18 protein-coding genes are annotated in these 21,693 nt (G+C 63.2%); 13 read left to right on the plus strand and 5 right to left on the minus strand.

Going from position 1 to position 21,693, the window contains the following annotated elements; all coding sequences use genetic code 11:
* Positions 1–27 precede the first annotated feature (27 nt).
* The 5 genes from O6760_RS30825 (at position 28) to O6760_RS30845 (ending at position 8,807) form a co-directional block, all read left to right on the plus strand.
* Entirely contained in the window at positions 28–5,133 is a 5,106-nt protein-coding gene (locus O6760_RS30825) for a DEAD/DEAH box helicase family protein (protein ID WP_269586437.1), read from the plus strand.
* Between the two features lie 258 nt (positions 5,134–5,391).
* On the plus strand, positions 5,392–7,056 hold the full coding sequence (locus tag O6760_RS30830; RefSeq protein ID WP_269586438.1) for a ParB/RepB/Spo0J family partition protein: 1,665 nt from the start codon (positions 5,392–5,394) through the stop codon (positions 7,054–7,056).
* A gap of 87 nt (positions 7,057–7,143) precedes the next feature.
* The gene (locus O6760_RS30835) at positions 7,144–7,605 is read left to right on the plus strand and encodes a hypothetical protein (RefSeq protein ID WP_269586439.1); all 462 of its coding nucleotides are present in this window, start codon (positions 7,144–7,146) and stop codon (positions 7,603–7,605) included.
* A gap of 107 nt (positions 7,606–7,712) precedes the next feature.
* A complete protein-coding gene (locus O6760_RS30840; protein WP_269586440.1) occupies positions 7,713–7,964 on the plus strand; it encodes a hypothetical protein in 252 nt (83 codons plus the stop codon).
* Positions 7,965–8,219: 255 nt separating this feature from the next.
* Entirely contained in the window at positions 8,220–8,807 is a 588-nt protein-coding gene (locus O6760_RS30845; protein ID WP_269586441.1) for a hypothetical protein, read from the plus strand.
* 66 nt (positions 8,808–8,873) lie between these two features.
* Here O6760_RS30845 and O6760_RS30850 read toward each other — a convergent pair whose 3' ends face one another.
* The gene (locus tag O6760_RS30850; RefSeq protein ID WP_269586442.1) at positions 8,874–9,539 is read right to left on the minus strand and encodes a hypothetical protein; all 666 of its coding nucleotides are present in this window, start codon (positions 9,537–9,539) and stop codon (positions 8,874–8,876) included.
* Between the two features lie 390 nt (positions 9,540–9,929).
* Here O6760_RS30850 and O6760_RS30855 point away from each other — a divergent pair, with 390 nt between their 5' ends.
* From O6760_RS30855 to O6760_RS30870, 4 genes are all read left to right on the plus strand, one after another.
* The gene (locus O6760_RS30855) at positions 9,930–10,115 is read left to right on the plus strand and encodes a hypothetical protein (protein ID WP_269586443.1); all 186 of its coding nucleotides are present in this window, start codon (positions 9,930–9,932) and stop codon (positions 10,113–10,115) included.
* Between the two features lie 276 nt (positions 10,116–10,391).
* Complete coding sequence (locus O6760_RS30860; RefSeq protein ID WP_269586444.1) at positions 10,392–11,321, plus strand: ArdC family protein; 930 nt, start codon at positions 10,392–10,394, stop codon at positions 11,319–11,321.
* Entirely contained in the window at positions 11,321–12,187 is an 867-nt protein-coding gene (locus tag O6760_RS30865; protein WP_269586445.1) for a hypothetical protein, read from the plus strand. Before O6760_RS30860 ends, O6760_RS30865 begins: the two co-directional genes overlap by 1 nt.
* A 621-nt stretch (positions 12,188–12,808) precedes the next feature.
* Positions 12,809–13,126, plus strand: coding sequence for a DUF736 domain-containing protein (locus O6760_RS30870; RefSeq protein ID WP_209181171.1), 318 nt, complete (start codon positions 12,809–12,811; stop codon positions 13,124–13,126).
* Between the two features lie 48 nt (positions 13,127–13,174).
* Here O6760_RS30870 and O6760_RS30875 read toward each other — a convergent pair whose 3' ends face one another.
* From O6760_RS30875 to traC, 4 genes are all read right to left on the minus strand, one after another.
* Positions 13,175–13,462, minus strand: coding sequence for a WGR domain-containing protein (locus O6760_RS30875; protein WP_269586446.1), 288 nt, complete (start codon positions 13,460–13,462; stop codon positions 13,175–13,177).
* A gap of 77 nt (positions 13,463–13,539) precedes the next feature.
* Positions 13,540–15,462: a Ti-type conjugative transfer system protein TraG gene (traG, locus tag O6760_RS30880; protein ID WP_269586447.1), complete on the minus strand. Its 1,923-nt coding sequence runs from the start codon at positions 15,460–15,462 to the stop codon at positions 13,540–13,542.
* Entirely contained in the window at positions 15,449–15,664 is a 216-nt protein-coding gene (traD, locus tag O6760_RS30885; RefSeq protein WP_209181167.1) for a type IV conjugative transfer system coupling protein TraD, read from the minus strand. The genes traG and traD overlap by 14 nt, the downstream gene beginning before the upstream one ends.
* Positions 15,665–15,668: 4 nt before the next feature.
* Positions 15,669–15,932, minus strand: coding sequence for a conjugal transfer protein TraC (gene traC / locus O6760_RS30890; RefSeq protein WP_209181166.1), 264 nt, complete (start codon positions 15,930–15,932; stop codon positions 15,669–15,671).
* Between the two features lie 257 nt (positions 15,933–16,189).
* On the opposite strand from traC, the gene traA reads away from it, so the two are divergent.
* The 4 genes from traA to O6760_RS30910 are packed head-to-tail and all read left to right on the plus strand — an operon-like array spanning position 16,190 to position 21,560.
* Positions 16,190–19,501: a Ti-type conjugative transfer relaxase TraA gene (traA, locus tag O6760_RS30895; protein ID WP_269586448.1), complete on the plus strand. Its 3,312-nt coding sequence runs from the start codon at positions 16,190–16,192 to the stop codon at positions 19,499–19,501.
* A complete protein-coding gene (gene traF, locus O6760_RS30900) occupies positions 19,498–20,028 on the plus strand; it encodes a conjugative transfer signal peptidase TraF (protein WP_209181164.1) in 531 nt (176 codons plus the stop codon). Before traA ends, traF begins: the two co-directional genes overlap by 4 nt.
* Position 20,029: 1 nt before the next feature.
* Positions 20,030–21,172: a conjugal transfer protein TraB gene (locus tag O6760_RS30905; protein WP_209181163.1), complete on the plus strand. Its 1,143-nt coding sequence runs from the start codon at positions 20,030–20,032 to the stop codon at positions 21,170–21,172.
* A 13-nt stretch (positions 21,173–21,185) separates the two neighbouring features.
* On the plus strand, positions 21,186–21,560 hold the full coding sequence (locus O6760_RS30910; protein ID WP_209181162.1) for a hypothetical protein: 375 nt from the start codon (positions 21,186–21,188) through the stop codon (positions 21,558–21,560).
* Positions 21,561–21,693: the final 133 nt, after the last annotated feature.

Below are 21,693 nucleotides of genomic sequence, written 5' to 3' on the forward strand. Positions count from 1 at the left end.
GCGCCCGCATCACAGGAGAATCCACCAATGTCAGACCACGACCCTTTCACCCTAGACATGTTCGGTAGCTCGGCCTTGTCCTCGGGGCTCGGCCTTGGCGTAACCGCCTTTGCCGAAAGTCCGGCACCCAAAACCGAAATCACCGAACCCGATCCGCCGGCCGTTGGATCACCCAAGTCCCCCGCAACCGAAAGACTGCTCGATCAGTCGGGCGCCGAAGTCCCCGAGCGCGGCAACAACTTCCATCTTTCCGGACACCGCGCTCTGGCAAAAGGCTGGAAAGCCCGCGCCCGCGACAATCTCGATGCCATTGCTCTAGCCGGGGCGATCGTGGCCGAGGATCGGCCCGCGACTCAAGCCGAGCAGGCGCGCCTCATCCGGTTCACCGGCTTCGGCGCCTCCGATCTGGCCAATACCATCTTCACCCGGCCCGGCGAGGAGGGATTCCGCAAGGGATGGGAAGAGCTGGGTGAGGAGCTGCAGGCATCCGTGAACGAGGCCGACTACGCCTTGTTGGCCCGTTGCACGCAATATGCCCATTTCACGCCCGAGTTTATCGTCCGGGCAATCTGGAAGGGTCTCGAACGGCTCGGCTGGCGCGGCGGCCGCGTCCTCGAACCGGGGATAGGCACAGGACTGTTTCCCGTACTCATGCCGAAGGCGTTGCGAGAAGCTGCTTTCGTGACCGGCGTCGAGCTCGATCCGGTCACTGCGCGCATCGCCCGGCTCCTGCAGCCGGTCGCCCGGATCATCGAGGCCGATTTCGCGCGCACCGATCTGCCGGCGCATTTCGATCTCGCCATCGGCAATCCGCCGTTTTCCGACCGGACCGTTCGCTCGGATCGGGCCTATCGGTCGATGGGATTGCGGCTGCATGACTATTTCATTGCTCGGTCGATCGACTTTTTGAAACCCGGCGCGCTCGCCGCTTTCGTCACCTCTTCGGGCACGATGGACAAGACGGACGCGACGGCCCGCGAGCACATTGCCAAGTCGGCCGATCTGATCGCCGCGACCCGTCTGCCCGAAGGCAGCTTTCGGGCCGATGCGGGCACGGACGTGGTGGTCGACATCCTGTTCTTCCGCAAGCGCAAGCCGGGCGAGCCGCAGGGCGACGCAAGCTGGCTCGATCTTGCCGAAGTCGTTCCCGCGAGCGAGGACAGCGACGCCATCCGGGTCAACCGCTGGTTCGCCGACCACCCCGATCATGTCCTTGGCCGCCACGCGACCACATCCGGTCCCTTCGGCGAAGCCTACACCTGCCTCGCCGGTGACGGCGACCTCGCGGCCGATCTGGACGCGGCCATCCTCTCCCTTCCGGACGACCTCTATGACGGGAAGCCTGACGTGATCGATGTCGATCTCGAACTTGGGATGGCCCAGACCGACGTCGTCAAAACCGAGGATGCCCATATCCGCGAGGGCAGTTTTGTCTCAGATGCGTCGAGGGGCCTGATGCAGGTGCTCGACGGCAAACCCGCTCCGGTTCCCGTCCGCAAGGGCCGATCCGGCGAAGGCTTCTCGGAAAAGCAGATCAACATCGTCAGGAAGCTGATCCCGGTGCGCGACGCGGTACGCGCGGTCCTGAAGGCCCAGGAGACCGATCAGTCGTGGCGCGACCTTCAGGTGAAGCTGCGCATCGCCTGGTCGAGCTTCGTGCGCGACTTCGGTCCGATCAATCACACCAAGGTGTCGATCACGGAGAACGAGGCGACGGGGGAGACCCGCGAGACGCATCGCCGCCCGAACCTGCAACCCTTCCTCGACGATCCGGACTGCTGGCTGGTCGCCTCCATCGAGACCTACGATCTCGACACGGATACGGCCAAGCCCGGACCGATCTTTTCCGAACGGGTGATCGCCCCGCCATCGCCGCCCGTGATCACCAATGCCGCCGATGCGCTCGCCGTCGTCCTCAACGAGCGCGGCCATGTCGATCCCGATCACATCGCCGAACTGCTGCACGAGGACCGCGACACCGTCATCGAGGAACTCGGCAGCGCGATCTACCGGGATCCCGCCAACGGCTCCTGGCAGACATCCGACGCCTATCTCTCCGGCCCGGTGCGCGACAAGCTGGCGATCGCAGAGGCGGCCGCTGAGCTCGACCCGGCTTACTGCCGCAATGTCGAGGCGCTCGAGGGAGTACAACCGGCCGATCTCAGCCCGTCCGAGATCACCGCCCGGCTTGGCGCGCCGTGGATTCCCGCCAGCGATGTCGTCGATTTCGTCTGGGAGACGATGGGGACCGACATCCGAATCCGTCACATGCCAGAACTCGCCTCCTGGACGGTCGACGCCCGCATGCTCGCCTACCGCGCCGAGGGGACGTCCGAATGGGGGACCAAGCGCCGGCATGCCGGCGAGCTGCTCGCCGATGCCCTGAACAGCCGCATCCCGCAGATCTTCGATACGGTGAAAGACGGGGACAGCGAGCGCCGGGTCCTCAATGTCGTCGACACCGAGGCGGCCAAGGAGAAGCTCAGCAAGATCAAGACCGCCTTCCAGACATGGGTCTGGTCCGATCCGGACCGGTCCGACCGGCTGGCGCGGGTCTATAATGACACCTTCAACAATATCGCGCCCCGATCCTTCGACGGGGAGCATCTCCAGCTGCCGGGCGCCTCTGGCGCCTTTGTTCTTTATGGCCACCAGAAACGCGGCATCTGGCGAATCATCTCTTCGGGCGCGACCTATCTCGCCCACGCCGTCGGCGCCGGCAAGACCATGACGATGGCAGCCGCCATCATGGAGCAACGCCGGCTTGGCCTGATCTCGAAAGCCATGCTGGTCGTGCCCGGCCATTGCCTGGCGCAGGCCGCCCGCGAGTTCCTGGCGCTTTATCCGACGGCGCGGATCCTCGTTGCCGACGAGACCAACTTCACCAAAGACAAACGCCATCGCTTCCTGTCGCGCGCCGCGACGGCCAATTGGGACGCGATCATCATCACCCACTCGGCCTTCAAGTTCATCGCCGTCCCGGCCGAATTCGAAAGGCAGATGATCGAGGATGAGCTGGCGCTCTACGAGGAGCTGCTCACCCGGGTCGAGGGCGACGACCGGGTGTCGCGCAAGCGGCTCGAGCGGCTGAAGGAGGGCCTGAAGGACCGGCTGGAATCGCTCGGCTCGGTCAAGGACGATCTCCTGACGATTTCCGAGATTGGGGTCGACCAGATCATCGTCGACGAGGCGCAGGAGTTCCGCAAGCTGAGCTTCGCCACCAACATGTCGACGCTGAAGGGCGTCGACCCCAACGGCTCGCAGCGCGCCTGGGACCTCTATGTGAAGTCGCGGTTCATCGACACGAAGAACCCCGGCCGGGCGCTCGTGCTCGCATCCGGCACGCCGATCACCAATACGCTCGGCGAAATGTTCTCGGTGCAGCGCTTCCTCGGTTTCGACGCACTGAAAGAGCGCGGACTGCACGAGTTCGACGCCTGGGCCTCGACCTTCGGCGACGTGGCGACCGAACTCGAGCTGCAGCCCTCGGGCAAATACAAGCCCGTCTCGCGGTTCGCGACCTTCGTCAATGTGCCGGAGCTGATCGCCATGTTCCGCTCCTTCGCCGATGTCGTGTTGCCGGAGGATCTGAAGCAATATGTGAAAATCCCGGCCGTCTCGACCGGCAAACGGCAGATCGTCACCGTCAAACCGACCGACGACTTCGAGCTCTACCAGCAGGTCCTCGAGGCGCGCATCAAGCGAATAGAAAAGCGCGAGGGTCCGGCGCAGCCCGGCGATGACATCCTGCTCTCCGTCATCACGGATGGCCGCCACGCAGCGATCGATCTCCGCCTGGTCGATCCCGACAATGACAATGAGCCGGACAACAAGCTCAACAAGCTGATCGCCAATGCTTTGCGCATCTGGCGCGAGACGGCCGCCAATACCTACCTGACCCGCGACGGCAAGCCCTTCGATCTGCCCGGTGGGGCGCAGATGATCTTTTCCGATCTCGGCACGATCAGTGTCGAGAAATCCCGTGGCTTTTCCGCCTATCGCTGGATCCGCGACGAACTCGTCCGTCTTGGCGTTCCGGCCTCCGAAATCGCCTTCATGCAGGACTACAAGAAGACCGAGGCCAAGCACCGGCTGTTTGCCGATGTGAATGCCGGCAAGGTCCGCTTCCTGATTGGTTCCTCGGAAACGATGGGCACCGGCGTCAACGCGCAGCTTCGCCTCAAGGCGCTCCACCACCTCGACGTGCCCTGGCTCCCCTCGCAGATTGAACAGCGGGAGGGCCGCATCGAGCGGCAGGGCAACCAGCATGAGGAGATCGATATCTTCGCCTATGCCACCGAAGGTTCGATGGACGCGCAGATGTGGCAGAACAACGAGCGCAAGGCCCGCTTCATTGCCGCCGCGCTCTCCGGCGACACGTCCGTGCGCCGGCTGGACGATCTGGGCGAGGGCCAGGCCAACCAGTTCGCCATGGCCAAGGCCATCGCATCCGGCGATCAGCGGCTGATGCAGAAGGCAGGCCTCGAAGCCGACATTGCGCGGCTCGAACGCTTGCGCGCGGCCCATCGCGACGATCTCTTCGCCGTTCGCCGCCAGATCCGCAATGCCGAGCGCGATATCGAACATGATACGCGGCGGATCGGTGAGATCGGCAAGGATATCGAGCGCAGAATTCCGACTGCCGGCGACGCCTTCGCCATGACGGTCGGCGAACAATCCTTCACCGAGCGCAAGCCTGCGGGCCGCGCGCTGATGAAAGAAATCATGACCCTCGTGCATCTGCGGGAGGAGGAGGAGATGACTCTCGGGAAGATCGGCGGCTTCGATCTGGTCTTCTCCGGCCAGCGCTTCGGCAACGACGAATTCCAATACGATGTCGCACTGGCTCGAACCGGCGCGGAGACCGACATCGATCTCGCCCTGACCGTCACCCCGCTCGGCGCCGTCTCGCGCATCGAACATGTCCTGGCCGGTTTCGAGGACGAGCGGTCGCAATACCGGTTTCGGCTAGATGACGCGAAGCGCCGGCTCGCCTCATACCAGTCCCGCCAGGGCGGGGAATTCGGCTTCGAGGAGGAGCTTGCCGACAAACGCCGGCAGCTCGATCAAATCGAGGCCGATCTGGCAGACGAGGTCCTGGAGGAGGGAAAGAAGGCCATGGAGGCGGCCTGAGGAAAGGAAAAGAGCGGGAGGGGGACCGGTCGCAGACCGGTCGGGTCCAGTGACGCTTCCGCTCAACCGCCGCCTGCGCCATCCCGGCCCGTCGTCCTTCGCAGGGCTTGTCAGCCCCGCTTGTCCGGCCGGGCAGGGACGCTCGGCCGCAGTTGCACCGGCCCGCCCGCTCCGCGGTCCCGGGGATGTCTTCGAGAAGAAGACGAGAAAGGGAGCCAGCGTGGTGCTGGCCCCAAAATCCTCGAACAGGAGCTTCCCATGCATATCATCAAGATCGATCCGCGCGCGCTGAAGGACAATCCCGACGACGCCCGCAAGTGCAAATCCACGCCGCAGGGCGATGCGCTGCTCGCCGCGACCATCAAGGCCGTCGGCATCATCCAGCCGCCCGTCGTCTCCCCCGAAGCCGATGGCGGTAACGGCTTCATCATCCAGGCCGGCCATCGCCGGACCAGGGGCGCGATCGCGGCTGAACTCGAGGAGATCGAGGTCATCGTGACCGATGCCGCAGAGGATGGCGGCGCCATGCGCTCCATGGTCGAGAACATCGCCCGCGAACCGCTCAACCCCGTCGATCAGTGGCGGGCCATCGAGCGGCTCGTCGCGCTCGGCTGGACCGAGGAAGGCATCGCCGCGGCGCTGTCGCTTTCGGTGCGCCAGATCAAGAAGCTGCGGCTGCTCGCTAATGTGCTTCCCGCCATGCTGGACCAGATGGCGAAGGGCGACATGCCGGACGAGCGGCAGCTCAGGACGATCGCGGCCGCGTCGATTGCCGAGCAGAAAGAAGTCTGGAAGGCCCACAAGCCGAAGAAGAATGAGACCACCTCGTGGTGGTCGGTCGCCAACGGCCTCTCCAAGACCCGCATGTATGCCCGTGACGCCAGCTTCGACGACGAGCTCGCTCAGGCCTACGGCATCGCCTGGGTCGAGGACCTCTTTGCGCCCGCGGACGAGGACAGCCGCTACACAACCGACGTCGAGGCTTTCCTTGGCGCCCAGCAGGAGTGGATGACCAACAACCTGCCCAAGAACGGCATGATCACCGAGTCCAACAATTGGGGCCAGCCGGAATTGCCGAAGAAGGCCGAACGCGTCTACGGCAAGCCGAAGAAATCCGACCATACGGCCATGTATCTCGACCGCGACGGCAAGGTGCAGTCGGTCGTCTACCGGATGCCCGAGCCGAAGGCGGCGAAAGGCAAGGCCGCCGACGGAGGCGCCGTCGCGCCGGCGCAGCGCCCCGATGTTACCCAGAAGGGACAGGACATGATCGGCGACTTCCGCACTGACGCGTTGCACGAAGCGCTTCAACGCGCACCGATCGAGGACGACACGCTGATGGCGCTGCTCGTCATCGCCTTTGCCGGTCAAAACATCCGCGTCGATTCCGGCTCGGGCAATACCGGTTCGTTCCGCAGCCAGATCGCACCGCACGCCGCGATGCTCGTCGATGAAACCGGCAATCTCGCCTTTGACAAGGACACGTTGCGCGTTGCTGTGCGCTCGGTGCTGATTGAGGTGCTGTCGTGCCGCCGCAACATGTCGAACAGCGGCATTGTCTCGCGGATCGCCGGCGCGGTTGTCGGAGCCGACAGCTTCCTGCCCAATATGGGAACGGAGGACTTCCTCCTCTGCCTCTCACGGCAGGCGCTTGAGGCCGCGTGCGCGGAGACCTCGGTTCTACCCCGCAACAAGGTCCGCGACACTCGTGCCGCGCTTGTCGAGCATTTCAGCCAAGAACGCTTCGTGCATGCGTCGGCGCTGTTCGCGCCCGAAGCGAACGAACTCGCCGACTGGAAGGCCCACAACGAGATCGTCGAGGACGAAGACGCCACCGACGTCGATGGCTCCGTCGAAGAGCCGGATGAGGGCGACATCGACCCGGATGCCGTCTCCGAAGGTTTTCGCGAAGCCGCCGAATAGCGGTCTTCTTCCTTTTCGAACGCAGATCACGCCGGCGGCATCGTCCGGCGGCGTTTCCGTTTCCACTTATCAAACCAAGAGGACACCATGTCCGCCAAGCTCATCTTCGACCATGCGCCCATCGACGCGATCATCGCCTATTCGGATGGCACGCCGCGGCCGCCCGATCGTCACCGCAGGAAACTTGCCGACTGGAAGAACCGCAACGGGGCCGGTCGGCTGATTTGCAAACGTGCCGCCGTCGTGCGGGGCGCGCACACGATCCCCGCTTCCTTCACCCTGCATGAAGGCGATTACGGGTCGAATGGGACGATCGTCATGCGGGTCCACAAGACCTTCGACGTAAACTCACCACGTGATTTCACGGTGCGCGAGCAGCCGGAGCCCGGGTCGGTCCTCGTCATGAGCCGGCCGGGCGACCTCGGGGAGTTGGTCCATCTCGCCGCAAACTGCAGCGAGGCCGAAGACTGGCTCACTCGGCACGGCTATCCAGAAGCCGAGCTGCAGGAGGTCACGGTGCCGGCGCCGGATACAGGGAGAGCGGCGTGAGTGTCTCCGGGGGAACGAACCTCCTCTTTCGGATGGAAGCGGCACACCGGCAAACGAGGGTGCATCTTGAACGGATCGAACGCCAGATATTGGCCAAAGCGGAACGCATGACCACGACAGCCAAGGCCAAGGCCCGAAGACATCCCCGTGGTGGATCGCGCTGGACACGGTCTGATGAGGCCGCATTCCGGGCCTATGTCGAACAGCTCAGCTTCGAGCGGCGCGGCGAAATCGATGCGCTCAGCCGGAAGCTCACCCGGCAGGAGAATGTGCGGCGGGCCACGGTCATTTCCTTCACGTCGGGCGCCGGTGGAGTGCCACCCCCGCAGGCCTCCCTTCGGTTCTGGTCGCGGTCGTAAACCGGCGGCCGGAGCATTCAAGGCCGCTGACGCGCCGCGGTGCGGCCGCACGTCCCATCCTCGCCAAACCGGTCCCGCGGGACTGCGCGAGGGCTTGATAAGCCCTGCTGGCCCGCAGGACAGGTTCGCTCGTCCCGGTCCGTGCGGACCCTGAAGCCCCCGTTCTTCCGCCGGTTTGTTTTGCCCGCGCCCGAAGGGAGGGCCGGCAGGGGCCGGCTCGAGCCTTCGGTCAAACCGTGAAGGAAAGGAATTCACATGACCAGCAACGCTCGTTCCTCTCGTCAATCCGGCAAGATCGTCCAACTCCGCAAGGGCGCTTCCCTCGAAATGGTCCGGCTCGCCTGCCCCGACAGCGCCCAAGCCTCACTCATCTCCGAAAGCTTCGGCCTTCCCGTCATCGACAGCGACGGTATTTGCGATCTCCACCGCAAGATCATCGTCGACACAGCCGAGTCCCTGAACGAAGGCCTCGGCGAACGGGCCATGCAGATCCACCTTCAGCGGATCGTCGGCTCCTATGTCGGCTCCGCCCATGGCGCCGGCCAGTTCTACTCCCGCGCGGTCTCTGAAGCCCGAGACGCGACCGCGAAGTCGGCAAACGACGCCCGCGACGAGGATCTCGACGGTCCGGTCGGGTTCGAGAGCAGTGCCCAACGCAAGCGCGAATTCGCGGCCGACATGGGTGTTCAGGCCCATGCGCTTCGTTGCGCCGCAGAAGGCGTCGTAACGGCCTATGAAGAAGTCGTCGGCGAAGCGTGGAAGCCCTTCCAGCGCCAGGTCGAGAATCCTGGCCAGACGGTCGATCGCAAGGCGGCTGAACTGCAGATGGCGGCTCTTGGTTGAACCGCTGGGGCGGAGCTTTGGCTCCGCCCCTAACTCGCCTTTACATTGGCGACTCTGAGCCGGACATCAGCCCATTTTCATCGGACCGAACATCCCGCTCTCCGCCATCGCCACATAGATTTTCTTCATCGCGAGAGCCGTGTCCTGACTGACGAAAAGTGATGACCTGCTGCCATGGGGCGCGCCCAGCATGTAGGGCCGCATGGTCTCCCAGTTCTCGGCGCGCGACGACCAACGCCATACCGGAAGCTCCTTTTCCAGCATCAGCGGGAGGGCCAACTTCTTTGGAATCATATGACCCGTATCGAGTAACGATTCCCATTCGCAGCTTACCAGCACCGGCTGCGTACCTGTATTGTAAAAGGGCACGTCCAGAATATCCGCGCTGACCGTAGCGCGCGGGTGGGAAGGAAGCTGCTCCACGGACCGGACGACTTCCTCGCCGCTCACATAGGGACAGGTCAGGAAGGCGTGGGCGAAGCAGATGGTGTGATCAAGGCCTCGGTATCCGCAGCGGTCGCTGGGATATGTTTCTGGATTGCGGTCGTCGTGATTGACCACCAACGGATGCCAGGTCGGGTAGCCTTCCACCACTGGGCCGTGTTCCTCGATGATATCCAATAGCGCCTTTTCGCTTTGTTCGCGCTCTTTCGGCGAGAAATTTCTCGAAACGAGGTAATTCCTGGCTCGCTCAAATCCGTTGGTTGCCGCTTCGTCTGCTCGAAATGTCATGATCACAGGTCCTGCAATGTCGCTGTCACGCAGCAAATATAGATACTACGCACGAAAACACAATATCGTGCGCAAAACAACTCTCGTGTGCAGGAGTGTACCGTGCCCACCTCGATACAGACCCCGTCAATCCGCACGGCCGCCGAGACGGTCTCGCCTATCTACGCGTCCCGATCTATGCACCAGGCGTCCATCGTGGCCGTCCAATCCCGCTCTTTTTAGGGATGGCATTCCTGGTGCGGCGCGGACTTCCACGATCAACCCATGAAGGGTCCGCTCGCAAGCGGCGGCCGCTTGTCTTTGGCCTGCGCGGTGATCGCGTCCGCTAAGCCGCACACTGACGGAGCCATCAAGAGCGGGATTGGCCCGCTCCAACGGTGGAGCCCTCAGATGCAGCACGATCTTTCCCTCGCACAGAAACACGCCTGGAACCTCGCCCGCACCCTCATGACCCCGATCGTCATCTTCAAGTTCGACGACGAATACGGCGTCCTCCCCGCCGACGAAGTCGACGACGCAGAGATCGTCATCCTCTTCGAATACGACCCCTATACCGGCGGTCACTCGGTCCACTGACCGGTCACCCTCTCACTTCTCACCGGCGGCGCTTTGCGCCGCTTTTCCGCTGCGCGGAGGCACCGACCATGGTCCGTCCCGGGAAAGGTCCGGGCGGGGCCGGCAGCAGCGGCAACGGCTTCGCCGTCCTCCTCTTCGTTCCGGCCCTTCGCCACCCCGCTGTGCTGCGCACACCGGGGCCCCGGCTCGGGTGCCGCTCCTGCCTTCAGCCCCGCCATTGGCCGACCTCGTGACGGACCGCGATCGGCGCGGTCCTGAAAATCAGGAGGTCTGAAAATGAAAAGGAAAGAGAAAGGCCCGCGCGTCGACATCTACGAGCGGATCACTGAGAAGATCGTCGCGGATCTTGAGAACGGCGTGCGCCCCTGGATGAAACCCTGGAGCGCGGGGGGCCTCCAAGGCCGGATCACGCGGCCACTCCGGCACACCGGCGAGCCGTATACGGGGATCAATGTGCTCCTTCTCTGGTCGGAGAGTATCGCCCGCGGCTTCGAAGCACCGCTCTGGATGACCTATCGGCAGGCCGGGCAGATCGGGGCACAGGTCCGAAAGGGCGAATCCGGCACGACGGTCGTTTATGCGAGCCGCTTCATCAAAACCGAAACGGATTCCCGTGGCGACGAGGTCGAGCGGGACATCCCGTTTCTCAAGACCTACACAGTCTTCAATTGCGATCAGATTGATGGGCTGCCGGATCACTATTATCACCGGCCAGACAGGATCATCGATCCGGTTTCGCGGATCGAGCACGCCGACCGCTTCTTCGAGAATACCGGCGCGGTGATCCGTAATGGCGGGTCGAAGGCCTTCTTCGCGTCCGGGAGCGACCACATCCAGATGCTACCCTTCGAGAGCTTCCGGGATGCGGAATCGTACGTCGCCGTTCTCAGCCATGAGGCCACTCACTGGACGGCGCCAGCGCACCGCGTCGGACGCGATCTCTCGCGTTATCATAAGGATCGCACCGAACGCGCCCGCGAAGAACTCATTGCCGAGGTCGGGAGCTGCTTCCTGTGCGCCGATCTCGGCGTCGTGCCGGAGCTCGAGCCGCGGCCGGATCACGCCAGCTACCTGCACTCGTGGTTGCGTGTACTCAAGGATGACAAGCGGGCAATCTTCCAAGCGGCGGCGCACGCGCAACGCGCCGTGACTTATCTCCACGGGCTCCAGCCTGCTGAGGTGGTTGAAGAGCGGGAGGCAGCCTGATGCTCTCCCTTTCCAATGGAGGTGCGGAGGGCTTCCAGCCATCCGCCATCCGGCTGCGCGCGCTTTCGCTCGGCGCCGGCGTCAAGTCGACGACACTCGCCCTGATGGCAGCGCATGGCGCGGTTGGGCCCATGCCGGACTGTGCCATCTTTGCCGATACAGGCTGGGAGCCGAGAGCCGTCTATGAGCATCTCGACTGGCTTATGTCGCCAAACGTGCTGCCGTTCCCCGTCATCATCGTCGGGCCTGGCAACATGCGGGACAATCTGCTGGCCGCCGCTCGCGGCGAACGGTGGGCGTCGATCCCCGCATTCGCCCGATCGGTTGACCTTCGCGGCAATGTCTCCATCGGCATGATCCGCCGCCAATGTACTGGCGATTACAAGATCGAGCCGATCCGCCGCAAGGTTCGGGAACTCGTCCAACTCACCCGCAAACGCTCGCCAACCTTCGCGGTCGTCGAACAATGGATCGGGATTTCCTTCGACGAGGTGATCCGCATGAAGCCCTGCCGCGAGGCCTGGCAGCGCAACCGCTGGCCGCTCATCGAGGAGCGGATGACCCGCCGCGATTGCCTCGCCTGGCTGCGAGAACGCGGCTATCCCGATCCGCCGAAATCGGCCTGCATCGGATGTCCTTTCCACGACAATGCCCGATGGCGCGCCATGCGCGACCATGACGAAGAGGCCTGGACGGATGCCATCGTCATCGACCGCGCAATCCGGACCGGGATCCGGGGTATTCGCGGCGAGGTCTATCTGCACCGGTCCGGTGTTCCCCTCAAAGAGGCCGACCTTTCGACGCTGGCCGACCATGGTCAACTCGATCTCTGGCCGAACGAATGCGAGGGAATGTGCGGCGTTTGATGTCAGACCGCTTCAGCGGCGCGTTCTCGTCATCAGAGTTCAGTTCGATGACCCTGGACGACAGAGCACCTGCGGCGCTCGCCTAATCTCACCATGCGGTGCTGGAGCACAACCCTGGCAATAGCCGCGCGCCTTGCAGAGGGATGCCACTTTCGGACCGTTGCCTGTTCTCTCTTTTCCGGTCGCGCGTTCGGTCACCGAAGATGGGCAGATGGCTGGCCAATAGTGCCGGGATTCCTGATCCGTCAGTTGGGCTACCTTGCTCTGTGACGAGATCGATCTGCCGATGGGGAGCCTGTAGCGGGTGGTAGTCGGCATGTTCGCCACGTCTCGGCCTATTCCTTTTTCCGTCGTATCTCACGGAGCTCGCCCAACGCGGTCTCGATTTGGCATGTCTGACCGGCAAGCGGCTTCGCCTCGCCCGGCTTGTCGCAACGGCGGGCCGGAACTTTCTTCCCCTGGCGGCTGCGCCGCCATTCCTCGCGAAACAAGAAAGCCCCGTTCCGCCGTCCTCCATTTCATTGCGGCCCTTTCGGGATGCGCGCCGATCGTTGCCGGTCTCTTCGACAGCCATCGAGGCCGCGATGGGCGCGGCCCGAAACATCGAAAAGGAATAGGACAATGGCAAACATCGGCACTTTCACCACCACCAAGAACGGCTTCACCGGTCAGATCAACACCCTCGCACTCAACATCAAGGCCCGCTTCGAGCGCGTCGAGAACCCCTCCGACAATGGCCCGCAGTTCCGCATCTTCTCCGGCAACGTTGAACTGGGCGCCGGGTGGCAGAAGCAGGCCAAGGAGACCGAACGCGACTACCTCTCGGTCAAGCTGGACGACCCGAGCTTCGCGGCTCCGATCTACGCCACGCTGGTTGAGGTGGAAGGCCAAGACGGCATGCAGCTGATCTGGTCGCGCCCGAACAGCAAGCGCGACTGATCTCCCTGGAAGACAAGGGCCTCGCCGCAAGGCGGGGCCTTTCGCATGTCAGCGTTTATCGATCGCACTCACTGATGCGGCTTGATCCCCTAACGCACCGCGATACCCGCGGCGTCTCTTGCTTCGCTCCAGACGGTCGAATGCCAAATCGGCATCATCGGCCGTGTCAAATGTCTCCATCATTGTCTGGCCGCGCGTCCCGATCCTCCCCCAATCGCGAATGAGCGAGGCGCCGCCGAACAGCGTCGGCTGAACGCTCAGGCTATAAAAGCGCCGCATGTTCTGTGCCGGGTCGATGCGGCGAAGATGAACCGGCTCTGGCTCGCGTAGGGACATGGGAAGAGTCTCGCTGAGAGAGACTCTTGTGTCCAATCAGTTCTATGAATCGATAACCCGTCAGCGATTCACGTCATTCATCCTTGGCCTTCGCGATGAAACCGGTTCGTCGCAACGACCGATTTCATGTCCCCGCGCCGGAACCAGATCGCACGCCCGCAGCGGAGCGGCGGATTGCCGGAGGTGAAAGCGATTTGTTCGTCACCGCGCATGCGCAGCACTTCTTCGGGCAGGATCAGAGGCCGCGCCGCCAATTGCTTTGAGCGTGTTCGCGACGACCCCGACATCTGCGATGTCCGGCTCAACTGATCGACCTCGACGGTGGTATTGCCGCATCGCCGCGAGATGTATTCGGCGGTTTCCGGATCGTTGATCGCGGCGAACGAGACCCAGGACGCGCTCTCGAACCATTTCGATGTGGCGTCGCGACCGCCATAGATTTCGCGCATCTGCCCGATCGACTGGAAGAGGAGGAGCAGGCTGATGCCATATTTGCGGCCGGCGTCCCTCGCGGTTTCCAGAATGCGCAGATAGCCGAGCCGCGCCACCTCATCGAGCAGGAACAACGTCCGGCCCTTGGTCTCTCCATTCCGATTATAGATCGCGTTCAGCAGTGCGCCGATGATCGTGCGCGCCAGGCCCGGATGCGCCTCCAGAGTCTTCAGGTCGAGATTGACGAAAATATCCGTCTCTCCGTTTGCAAGGTCGTCCGTCGACAGGCTCGATCCGGACACCAGCGCCGCATAGTTCGGGTAGCTCAGCCAGTGGGTTTCCTTGATCGCGTTTGCATAGACACCGGAGAAGGTTTCCGGCGTCATGTTGACGAAGGCGGCCACGTTCTCCCGTACGAAATCGGATTCCGAATTGTCGTGAATTGACTGCAGGCGCTCGCGCAGTTTCGGTTCTGGTTCGGACAAGTTCATGCGCACTTGGCGCAGCGTCTGGTTTTCCTTTGCCGTATGCCCGGAGAGGCAGACATCGGCGATCAGCGCGGTGATGAGCTGAAGGGCGGAGGCGCGGAAAAAATCGTCGCGCATCGACGTCTGTCTGCCGATATCGGTAACGACCCAGCTCGCCACGGCGACGACATCCTCTTCCTTCGTCCCGCCATAACGGCCAATCCAGTCGAGCACATTGAAGCCGACCGAAGCATCCTTTGGACTGAGCACGAAGACCTCGCGGCCCGCCTTGCGCCGGTGGTCGATGACCATGGGTGCGACTTCGTTGGATGGGTCAAGCGCCACCAGCCCGCCGCCCCATTTGAGCGCTGTGGGGATCGTGACGGACGTCGTCTTGAAACCGCCCGAGCCGGCGAAGACCAAGCCGTGCGTCGATCCGAAGGAGGCGTCGAAGCACAGGAGCTGGGACTTGCCACCCGCCCCCCAGGACTGTTTGTCATCAGCCCGAAACGTGTGGCTCGCGACGCTGTCCTTGTCGACGCGATAGGCCTCGCCGACGACAATCCCACCGTCTTCGCCAAACATCCGTTTTGCCTCGCCGAGTGACATCCAGTCCGCCGATCCGTGGATCGCGCGCTTGCCTGTGAGACGACGTGGCTTCATGCTTGCGAAAGCGGCATCGCCGCGCAGCGCGACGCGCAGGGCGAACATGCCGGCGATGAAGCACACCATTGCGCCGATGCCGGTCGAAGGATCGGCGTATTCGATCAACCGGTGTCCATCGGGGACCGCGTCCGCGAAGCCGCTGAGGCGCGAAAACTCGCGCATTCCCGCGATGCCGATCACGCCGACCGCGCCCACAAGGACACCAAGGCCGGCGGATTTGATCGCCATGGCGCCACGCGCGGCGAAGAGAACGAGCACCCCAAGAGCTGCGGCGGAGACGTAGGGCAGGGCGATGCCGATCTGCCCCAGCGTCCGTTGCGCCTCAGGCGAATTGCCGAACTGCGCCAACCAGGTTTCGGAGCCGGTTAGTCCAAGACACACGGCCATCATCAGGCCGACGGGAGCGATCACGAGGAGGAGCTTATTCAGCGTCATCTGAAAACGCCTCCGCTCCGATTGCTGTCAGTCGTTCGCGCTCCGCTTCGTCCGCCCTGATCCGGCTGGCGCCGTCGATCAGCAGTCCGAGCAGAAGGGCACGCCTTTCGTAGCGCAGGCCCGCCTTGGCGATCAGACCGCCAAGCCGGATTTTCTCGCGGGTGTCTTTCCTGCGCGCGTCGGACTGGCTTGCCTGTCGCATGCGCTCAAGCCTCGTTATTCGCGCCCGAAGACGCGCCAACCGGGTTTTGCGTGAGGGGAGATTTCCGGGAGTCGCTGCCGCCGCTACGAAACCGTTTCGCCAAATCCTCGAAGGCTTCGACGAGCTTGGCGTCGTCGATCTCGATCTCTCCGAGACCGGCCTTCAGTGCGAGCCGGCCGATGCGTTCGGCCTCGCGTGCTTCTGCGGCCTTGAGCTGCTCTTGTAGTCTGGCGATGTCTTCCTTGATCTTCGATGAGGACTTTTTCATTCCGTGTGCTCCCGGTTCTCGCGAATGGCTGAAAGCCATGAGCAGAATCACCCGGGTGCGCGTTCAGCGCATCCCGGCAGAAATGCCGGGTCGAGAGACCCGTCTCTTTGAGAGATCATCTCAGCGTTCCGAAGGAATGCGTCCAAGGGCGCAGTAATACGTCGCGAACCGCGACGTGCTGCCGGCGGCCCCTGATGGGGTAGGCCGCCGTCCTCTCGGAACAAGGTTGGACTTGTTTCTCAGGAGCTTTATGGCCCGTGGCGATCACGCATTTCACACCTCAGCTCATTTCGCGCGGTAATGGCCGCAGCGCGGTGCTGTCCGCTGCCTATCGCCATTGCGCGAAGATGAGCCACGAGGCGGAAGCGCGGACGGTCGACTATTCCAACAAGAATAACCTCGCCCATGAGGAGTTCTTGCTGCCGGCCGATGCCCCGAAATGGGCCCGCGACATGATCGCGGACCACTCCGTGGCGGGCGCAGCCGAGGCCTTCTGGAACGCAGTCGAAGCCTTCGAGAAACGCAGCGACGCGCAGCTCGCCAAGGAGTTCATCATCGCCCTGCCGGTCGAGCTCAGCCGCGACCAGAACATCGCTTTGGTTCGGCAGTTCGTATCCGAGCAAGTTCTAGCTCGTGGACAGGTTGCAGATTGGGTCCTCCACCACGATCCGGGCAATCCCCACATTCACCTGATGACCACGCTGCGCCCGCTGACCGAGGACGGGTTCGGGTCCAAGAAGGTCGCGGTGATGGGGCCGGACGGTCAACCAGTTCGGATGAAAACCGGCAAAATCCAGTACAAGCTCTGGTCCGGTGAGAAGCCGGAATTCCTCGAGCAACGGCAAAGATGGCTCGATCTCCAGAACCACCATCTGGCACTTGCCGGGTTGGAAATCCGTGTCGATGGCCGGTCCTACGCCGAGCGCGGCATCGACATCGAGCCGACCACCCATATTGGCGTTGCGGCCAAGGCGTTGCAGCGCAAGGCTGAGACCAAGGCGGGGGCCATTGATCTCGAACGGCTCGCCCTTCATGAAGCGCAACGGCAAAAGAACGCCGCGCGCATCGAGGTCCGGCCCGAGCTGGTGCTCGACATTCTCACCTCCGAGAAGAGCGTCTTCGATCAGCGCGACATCGCCAAGGTCCTGCATCGCTATATCGACGATCCCGAAAGCTTCCAGCGTCTCCTGGCGCGGATCGCGGAAAGCCCGGAATGCCTGAAGCTCGCCGATGAGACCATCGACTTCGCGACAGGCGCGCGTGTCCCGGCGCGGCTGACCACACGGGCGATGATCCGGCTCGAGGCCGAAATGGTCAGCCGCGCGGACTGGCTTTCGGGAAAGAGCGGGTTTGCGGTCCGAGGGAAGGTTCTGGAAGCCGTCTTTGGCCGGCATGAGCGGCTATCGGAAGAGCAGCGGACAGCCATCGAGCATGTGGCGGGTTCGGAGCGGATCGCAACGGTCGTCGGCCGGGCAGGGGCCGGCAAGACCACGATGATGAAGGCCGCCCGCGAAGCCTGGGAATTGGCGGGGTACACCGTTGTCGGCGGCGCGCTTGCGGGCAAGGCGGCCGAGGGTCTGGAGAAGGAAGCGGGTATTCCGTCGCGGACGCTGGCGTCCTGGGAGCTCGGCTGGCAGAAAGGCCGCCGCAGTCTCGATGACAGGACGGTGTTCGTTCTCGACGAGGCGGGCATGGTCTCATCCCGCCAGATGGCGACCTTCGTGGAAGCGGTCACCAGATCCGGCGCCAAACTGATCCTTGTCGGTGACGCCGAGCAGCTCCAGCCGATCGAAGCGGGTGCTGCCTTCCGCGCGATCGTCGAGCGCACCGGCTATGCAGAACTCGAAACCATCTACCGTCAAAATGAACCATGGATGCGGGCGGCATCCCTCGATCTGGCCCGCGGCCGCGTCAAGGAAGCGCTCTCCTCCTATCGCGCCAAGGGTAAGCTGATCGCGCAGACGCTGAAGGCCGATGCGATCGAAACCCTCATCGCCGACTGGAACCGGGACTACGATCCGGAGAAGTCGGCCTTGATCCTCGCGCATCTGCGCCGCGATGTGCGCCAGCTCAACACGATGGCGCGCGAGAAGCTCGTCGAGCGCGGCATCATTGAAGAGGGGTATGCCTTTCGGACGGAGGACGGACCCAGACAGTTCTCCTCCGGCGATCAGATTGTTTTCCTGAAAAACGAGGGTTCGCTTGGCGTCAAGAACGGCATGATTGGCAAGGTCGTGGAAGCGGCGCCCGGCCGTATCGTCGCGATGATCGGAAACGGGGAGGGCGCAACCCGCGTCACTGTCGACCAGCGCTTCTATCGCAACCTCGATCACGGTTATGCCACGACCATCCACAAGTCGCAGGGCGCGACAGTCGACCGTGTGAAAGTGCTCGCGTCACTCTCGCTCGACCGGCATCTGACCTATGTCGCCATGACCCGGCATCGGGAAGACATGGCGCTCTATTATGGCAGCCGGTCTTTCCACCTCGCCGGCGGGCTCGAGAAGCTCCTCTCCCGCAAGAACGCCAAGGAAGTCACGCTCGATTACGCGGGCGGCCGCTTCTATGCGCAGGCACTCCGCTTCGCCAACAATCGCGGTCTGCACCTCGTGCGTGTCGCGCGAACGCTCATGCACGACCGAGTCCAGTGGACGATCCGGCAGAAACAGAAACTGGTCGATCTCGGTTCACGCCTCCGTGCTGCCGGCGCGCGCCTGGGGCTTGCCCATCGACCGCTTCAACAACTCCCGCAATCAATCAGAAGGGCCGAACCCATGGTCAAGGGCATTTCGAATTTCACGATGTCGGTCACCGACGCAACGGACGAAAAGCTGCAATCCGATCCGGCCCTGCAAAAGCAATGGGACAACTTCTCCGACCGCATTCGTCTCGTCTATGAGGATCCTGAATCCGCCTTCAAGGCCATGCGCATGGAGGCGGTTGTCGAAGATCCGAACGTCGCCCGTCTGCGTCTTGGCGAGATCGAACGGAGTGCGGCCAGCTTCGGCGCGCTCAAGGGTCGAGAGGGCTTGCTGGCGAGCCGCGCGGACCGGGAGGACCGGCGCGTGGCGGAAGTCAACGTGCCGGCACTGCGCAAGGACCTCGAACGCTATCTCGATATGAGGGAGAGGGCGACGGCCAAGTACAGGCTGGAAGAGGAAGGACATCGCAAACGCACCTCGATCGACATCCCGTCCCTGTCGCCCGCGGCGGCGCGCGCAATGGAAAAGGTCCGCGACGCCATCGATCGCAACGATCTGCCCGCCGCGCTCGGCTTTGCGTTGACCGACCGCATGGTGAAAGCCGAACTCGACACCTTCAACAAGGCTGTTTCCGAGCGTTTCGGCGAGCGCACATTGCTCGGCAATGCGGCCAAGACGCCGGCGGGCGCGACCTTTGACAAGGCGGCGCAAGGCATGTCGCCCGGTGACCGGGAAAAACTCAGCACCGCTTGGCCGACCATGCGAGCCGGCCAGCAACTTGCCGCCCATGAGCGCACACAGCAGGCACTGAAACAGTCCGAGGCGATGTGGCAAGCGCAGACCAAGAGCCAGAGGCTGAAACAGTGAGCCGACGGCGCCGGATCGTCATCATTGCCGCTCTCGCATGCGTTCCTCTCGCGCTGTTCGGAATGGGATATGGGGCGGACTTTCGGTTCAATCTGACGCCGAGCTATCCGCTCGGGCTTTGGCGGATCAAAACGCTGAACCGCGATGTCCGGGTCGGGGATCGGGTGTTTATTTGCCCGCCGGTGACCGAGACGTTTCGTCAGGCACGTGAGCGCGGATATGTGCGCCGCGGTCTCTGCCCCGGCTTGCTCAGCCCGCTGATCAAGACTGTAGTGGCGCTGCCCGGGCAGTCGGTTGAGATCGGCGCATACGTCGCGATCAACGGTCTCGCGTTGCCGCTATCCGCAGTCCAACCGCGTGACGGATCGGGCCAGGAACTGACCCCCTATCCCGGCGGCGTCGTGCCCTCATACACGCTGTTTCTCTTTTCGACATTCAGAGGCTCTTATGACTCGCGCTACTTTGGGCCTATACCGGCCGCCGGCGTTCTCGGGTTGGCGAAACCCGTTTTCACCTTCACGCCGTAGCATGTTCACTGCGGCAACGTTCCTCGCCGCTGCCACCGCGGTCGGTGCATTCGGATGGAGCGGCGAAGTGTTTCTCCTCCCGCTAGCGTGCCTCTTTCCCGCACTCTGGGCATTCGCCCCCACGCGGCTGGTCGCAGGCCTGGTCTCGATGGCCTATTTCATGGCGGCTTCCCGCGGTCTGCCGGTCGGCGTGTCGATATTCTATGCGAGCGATATCGGGGTCGGGCTCGGTCTTTGGATCGCGGCGTCGCTGATGTTCGTGTTGGTGCATACTGTCCTTTGGTCGCCGAAGCCCGGGTGGCATCGGCCGCTGCGATATCTGGCAGCGTGGGCGCTGATGAGCGTGCCTCCATTCGGCGTCGTCGGGTGGGCCAGTCCGATCACCGCGGCTGGAGTGCTCTTCCCCGGTTGGGGCTGGGCAGGACTGGTGGCCACGGCCGCAGGTCTCTCGGCGATGACCACGCGGGCCTGGCCGCTGGCCGGTGTCGCAATGGGCGTGGCCTTTGCGCATTCCGGATTCACATGGACCAATCCCGAACCGCCGGAAGGATGGGTCGGAATTGATACGACCTTCGACTACCAAGTCGCCGGAAACCATGCCGATTATGCGCAACATATGGCGACGATCGCACTTGTCAGACGCGCTGTGGAGACTGGTGCCAGCACAGTTGTTCTGCCCGAGAGCGCGCTCGGGATCTGGACGCCGACCACCGAGCGCCTCTGGACCCGAAACCTCGCCGACCTCGATGCCATCGTCGCCGGCGGCGCCGTCGTCGTCAACGAAAGCGGCTACGACAATGTCATGATCGAGCTGACAGGCGAGGGGGCGAGGGTCCTCTACAGGGAGCGGATGCCGGTTCCTATTTCGATGTGGCGGCCCTGGGCGTCCGGCGGCGCATCGGCGCAATTCTTCAGGGATCCAACCGGCAGATTTGCCGGGACGTCGATCGCACCCTTGATCTGTTATGAGCAGCTCATCGTGTGGCCGATCCTTCAGTCCATGCTCTTCGGGCCGGATGTCATCGTGGCGACAGGCAATGGCTGGTGGACCGGCGACACCAACGTTGTTCCGATCCAGAGAGCGAGCGCCAAGGCATGGGCGGTGCTGTTCAATCTACCACTCGTTATCGCCTTCAACACCTGATGGGATCTATGAAATGATCGACGTTGCCCTCATTCAGCAATGCGCCGATCCTCGCCTCGAGGTGTCGGTTGTTCAGCAATTCGTGGCCGAGATGAATGCGCCGGACCACCTCACCATTCGTGTGCTCCAGGGCGACAAAATGGTGCTTGTCCCGGCGCCGAAATCGGCAGAGCAGGCGGTTGAGACCACCAGGCAGTGGGTCGGCAAGGCGAACGTCCGGGTAGGTCTAACCCAATATCCGGCGAGGCTCGGCGTCTCCGATCCATCGGAGATCGGCATGGAGCTCTCCGATACCTGCGACAACCTGCGGCTTGGTACGGAGCTGTTCGGGAAGGTCCTACGGATCGTTAGCGAGCGGCATGAGGGGAGCGAGGCCCATGTGCGCTAACTTAAGGGGTTGACATCTGGGGCCTTCGCTTTCGGGGCGGCTCGTTGAGGCGGTGCCCAACGTCCTTCAGCCGCGCCGGGAAGTTGCTGAGTGGAATGGCGCCGATGATCGCGGCTTTCAGGCTATGGAAGAG

This window comes from Roseibium sp. Sym1, assembly GCF_027359675.1.
Classification (GTDB): Bacteria; Pseudomonadota; Alphaproteobacteria; order Rhizobiales; family Stappiaceae; genus Roseibium.

Bases quoted from the DNA above. Each gene is read 5' to 3' on its own strand.
- O6760_RS30830 (WP_269586438.1), top strand. From the start codon at position 5,392: ATGCATATCATCAAGATCGATCCGCGCGCGCTGAAGGACAATCCCGAC.
- O6760_RS30910 (WP_209181162.1), top strand. From the start codon at position 21,186: ATGATCGACGTTGCCCTCATTCAGCAATGCGCCGATCCTCGCCTCGAG.
- traD (WP_209181167.1), bottom strand. From the start codon at position 15,664: ATGCGACAGGCAAGCCAGTCCGACGCGCGCAGGAAAGACACCCGCGAG.
- O6760_RS30835 (WP_269586439.1), top strand. From the start codon at position 7,144: ATGTCCGCCAAGCTCATCTTCGACCATGCGCCCATCGACGCGATCATC.
- O6760_RS30840 (WP_269586440.1), top strand. From the start codon at position 7,713: ATGACCACGACAGCCAAGGCCAAGGCCCGAAGACATCCCCGTGGTGGA.
- O6760_RS30825 (WP_269586437.1), top strand. From the start codon at position 28: ATGTCAGACCACGACCCTTTCACCCTAGACATGTTCGGTAGCTCGGCC.
- O6760_RS30875 (WP_269586446.1), bottom strand. From the start codon at position 13,462: ATGTCCCTACGCGAGCCAGAGCCGGTTCATCTTCGCCGCATCGACCCG.
- O6760_RS30845 (WP_269586441.1), top strand. From the start codon at position 8,220: ATGACCAGCAACGCTCGTTCCTCTCGTCAATCCGGCAAGATCGTCCAA.
- O6760_RS30865 (WP_269586445.1), top strand. From the start codon at position 11,321: ATGCTCTCCCTTTCCAATGGAGGTGCGGAGGGCTTCCAGCCATCCGCC.
- O6760_RS30905 (WP_209181163.1), top strand. From the start codon at position 20,030: ATGTTCACTGCGGCAACGTTCCTCGCCGCTGCCACCGCGGTCGGTGCA.
- traC (WP_209181166.1), bottom strand. From the start codon at position 15,932: ATGAAAAAGTCCTCATCGAAGATCAAGGAAGACATCGCCAGACTACAA.
- O6760_RS30870 (WP_209181171.1), top strand. From the start codon at position 12,809: ATGGCAAACATCGGCACTTTCACCACCACCAAGAACGGCTTCACCGGT.
- O6760_RS30860 (WP_269586444.1), top strand. From the start codon at position 10,392: ATGAAAAGGAAAGAGAAAGGCCCGCGCGTCGACATCTACGAGCGGATC.
- O6760_RS30850 (WP_269586442.1), bottom strand. From the start codon at position 9,539: ATGACATTTCGAGCAGACGAAGCGGCAACCAACGGATTTGAGCGAGCC.
- O6760_RS30855 (WP_269586443.1), top strand. From the start codon at position 9,930: ATGCAGCACGATCTTTCCCTCGCACAGAAACACGCCTGGAACCTCGCC.
- traG (WP_269586447.1), bottom strand. From the start codon at position 15,462: ATGACGCTGAATAAGCTCCTCCTCGTGATCGCTCCCGTCGGCCTGATG.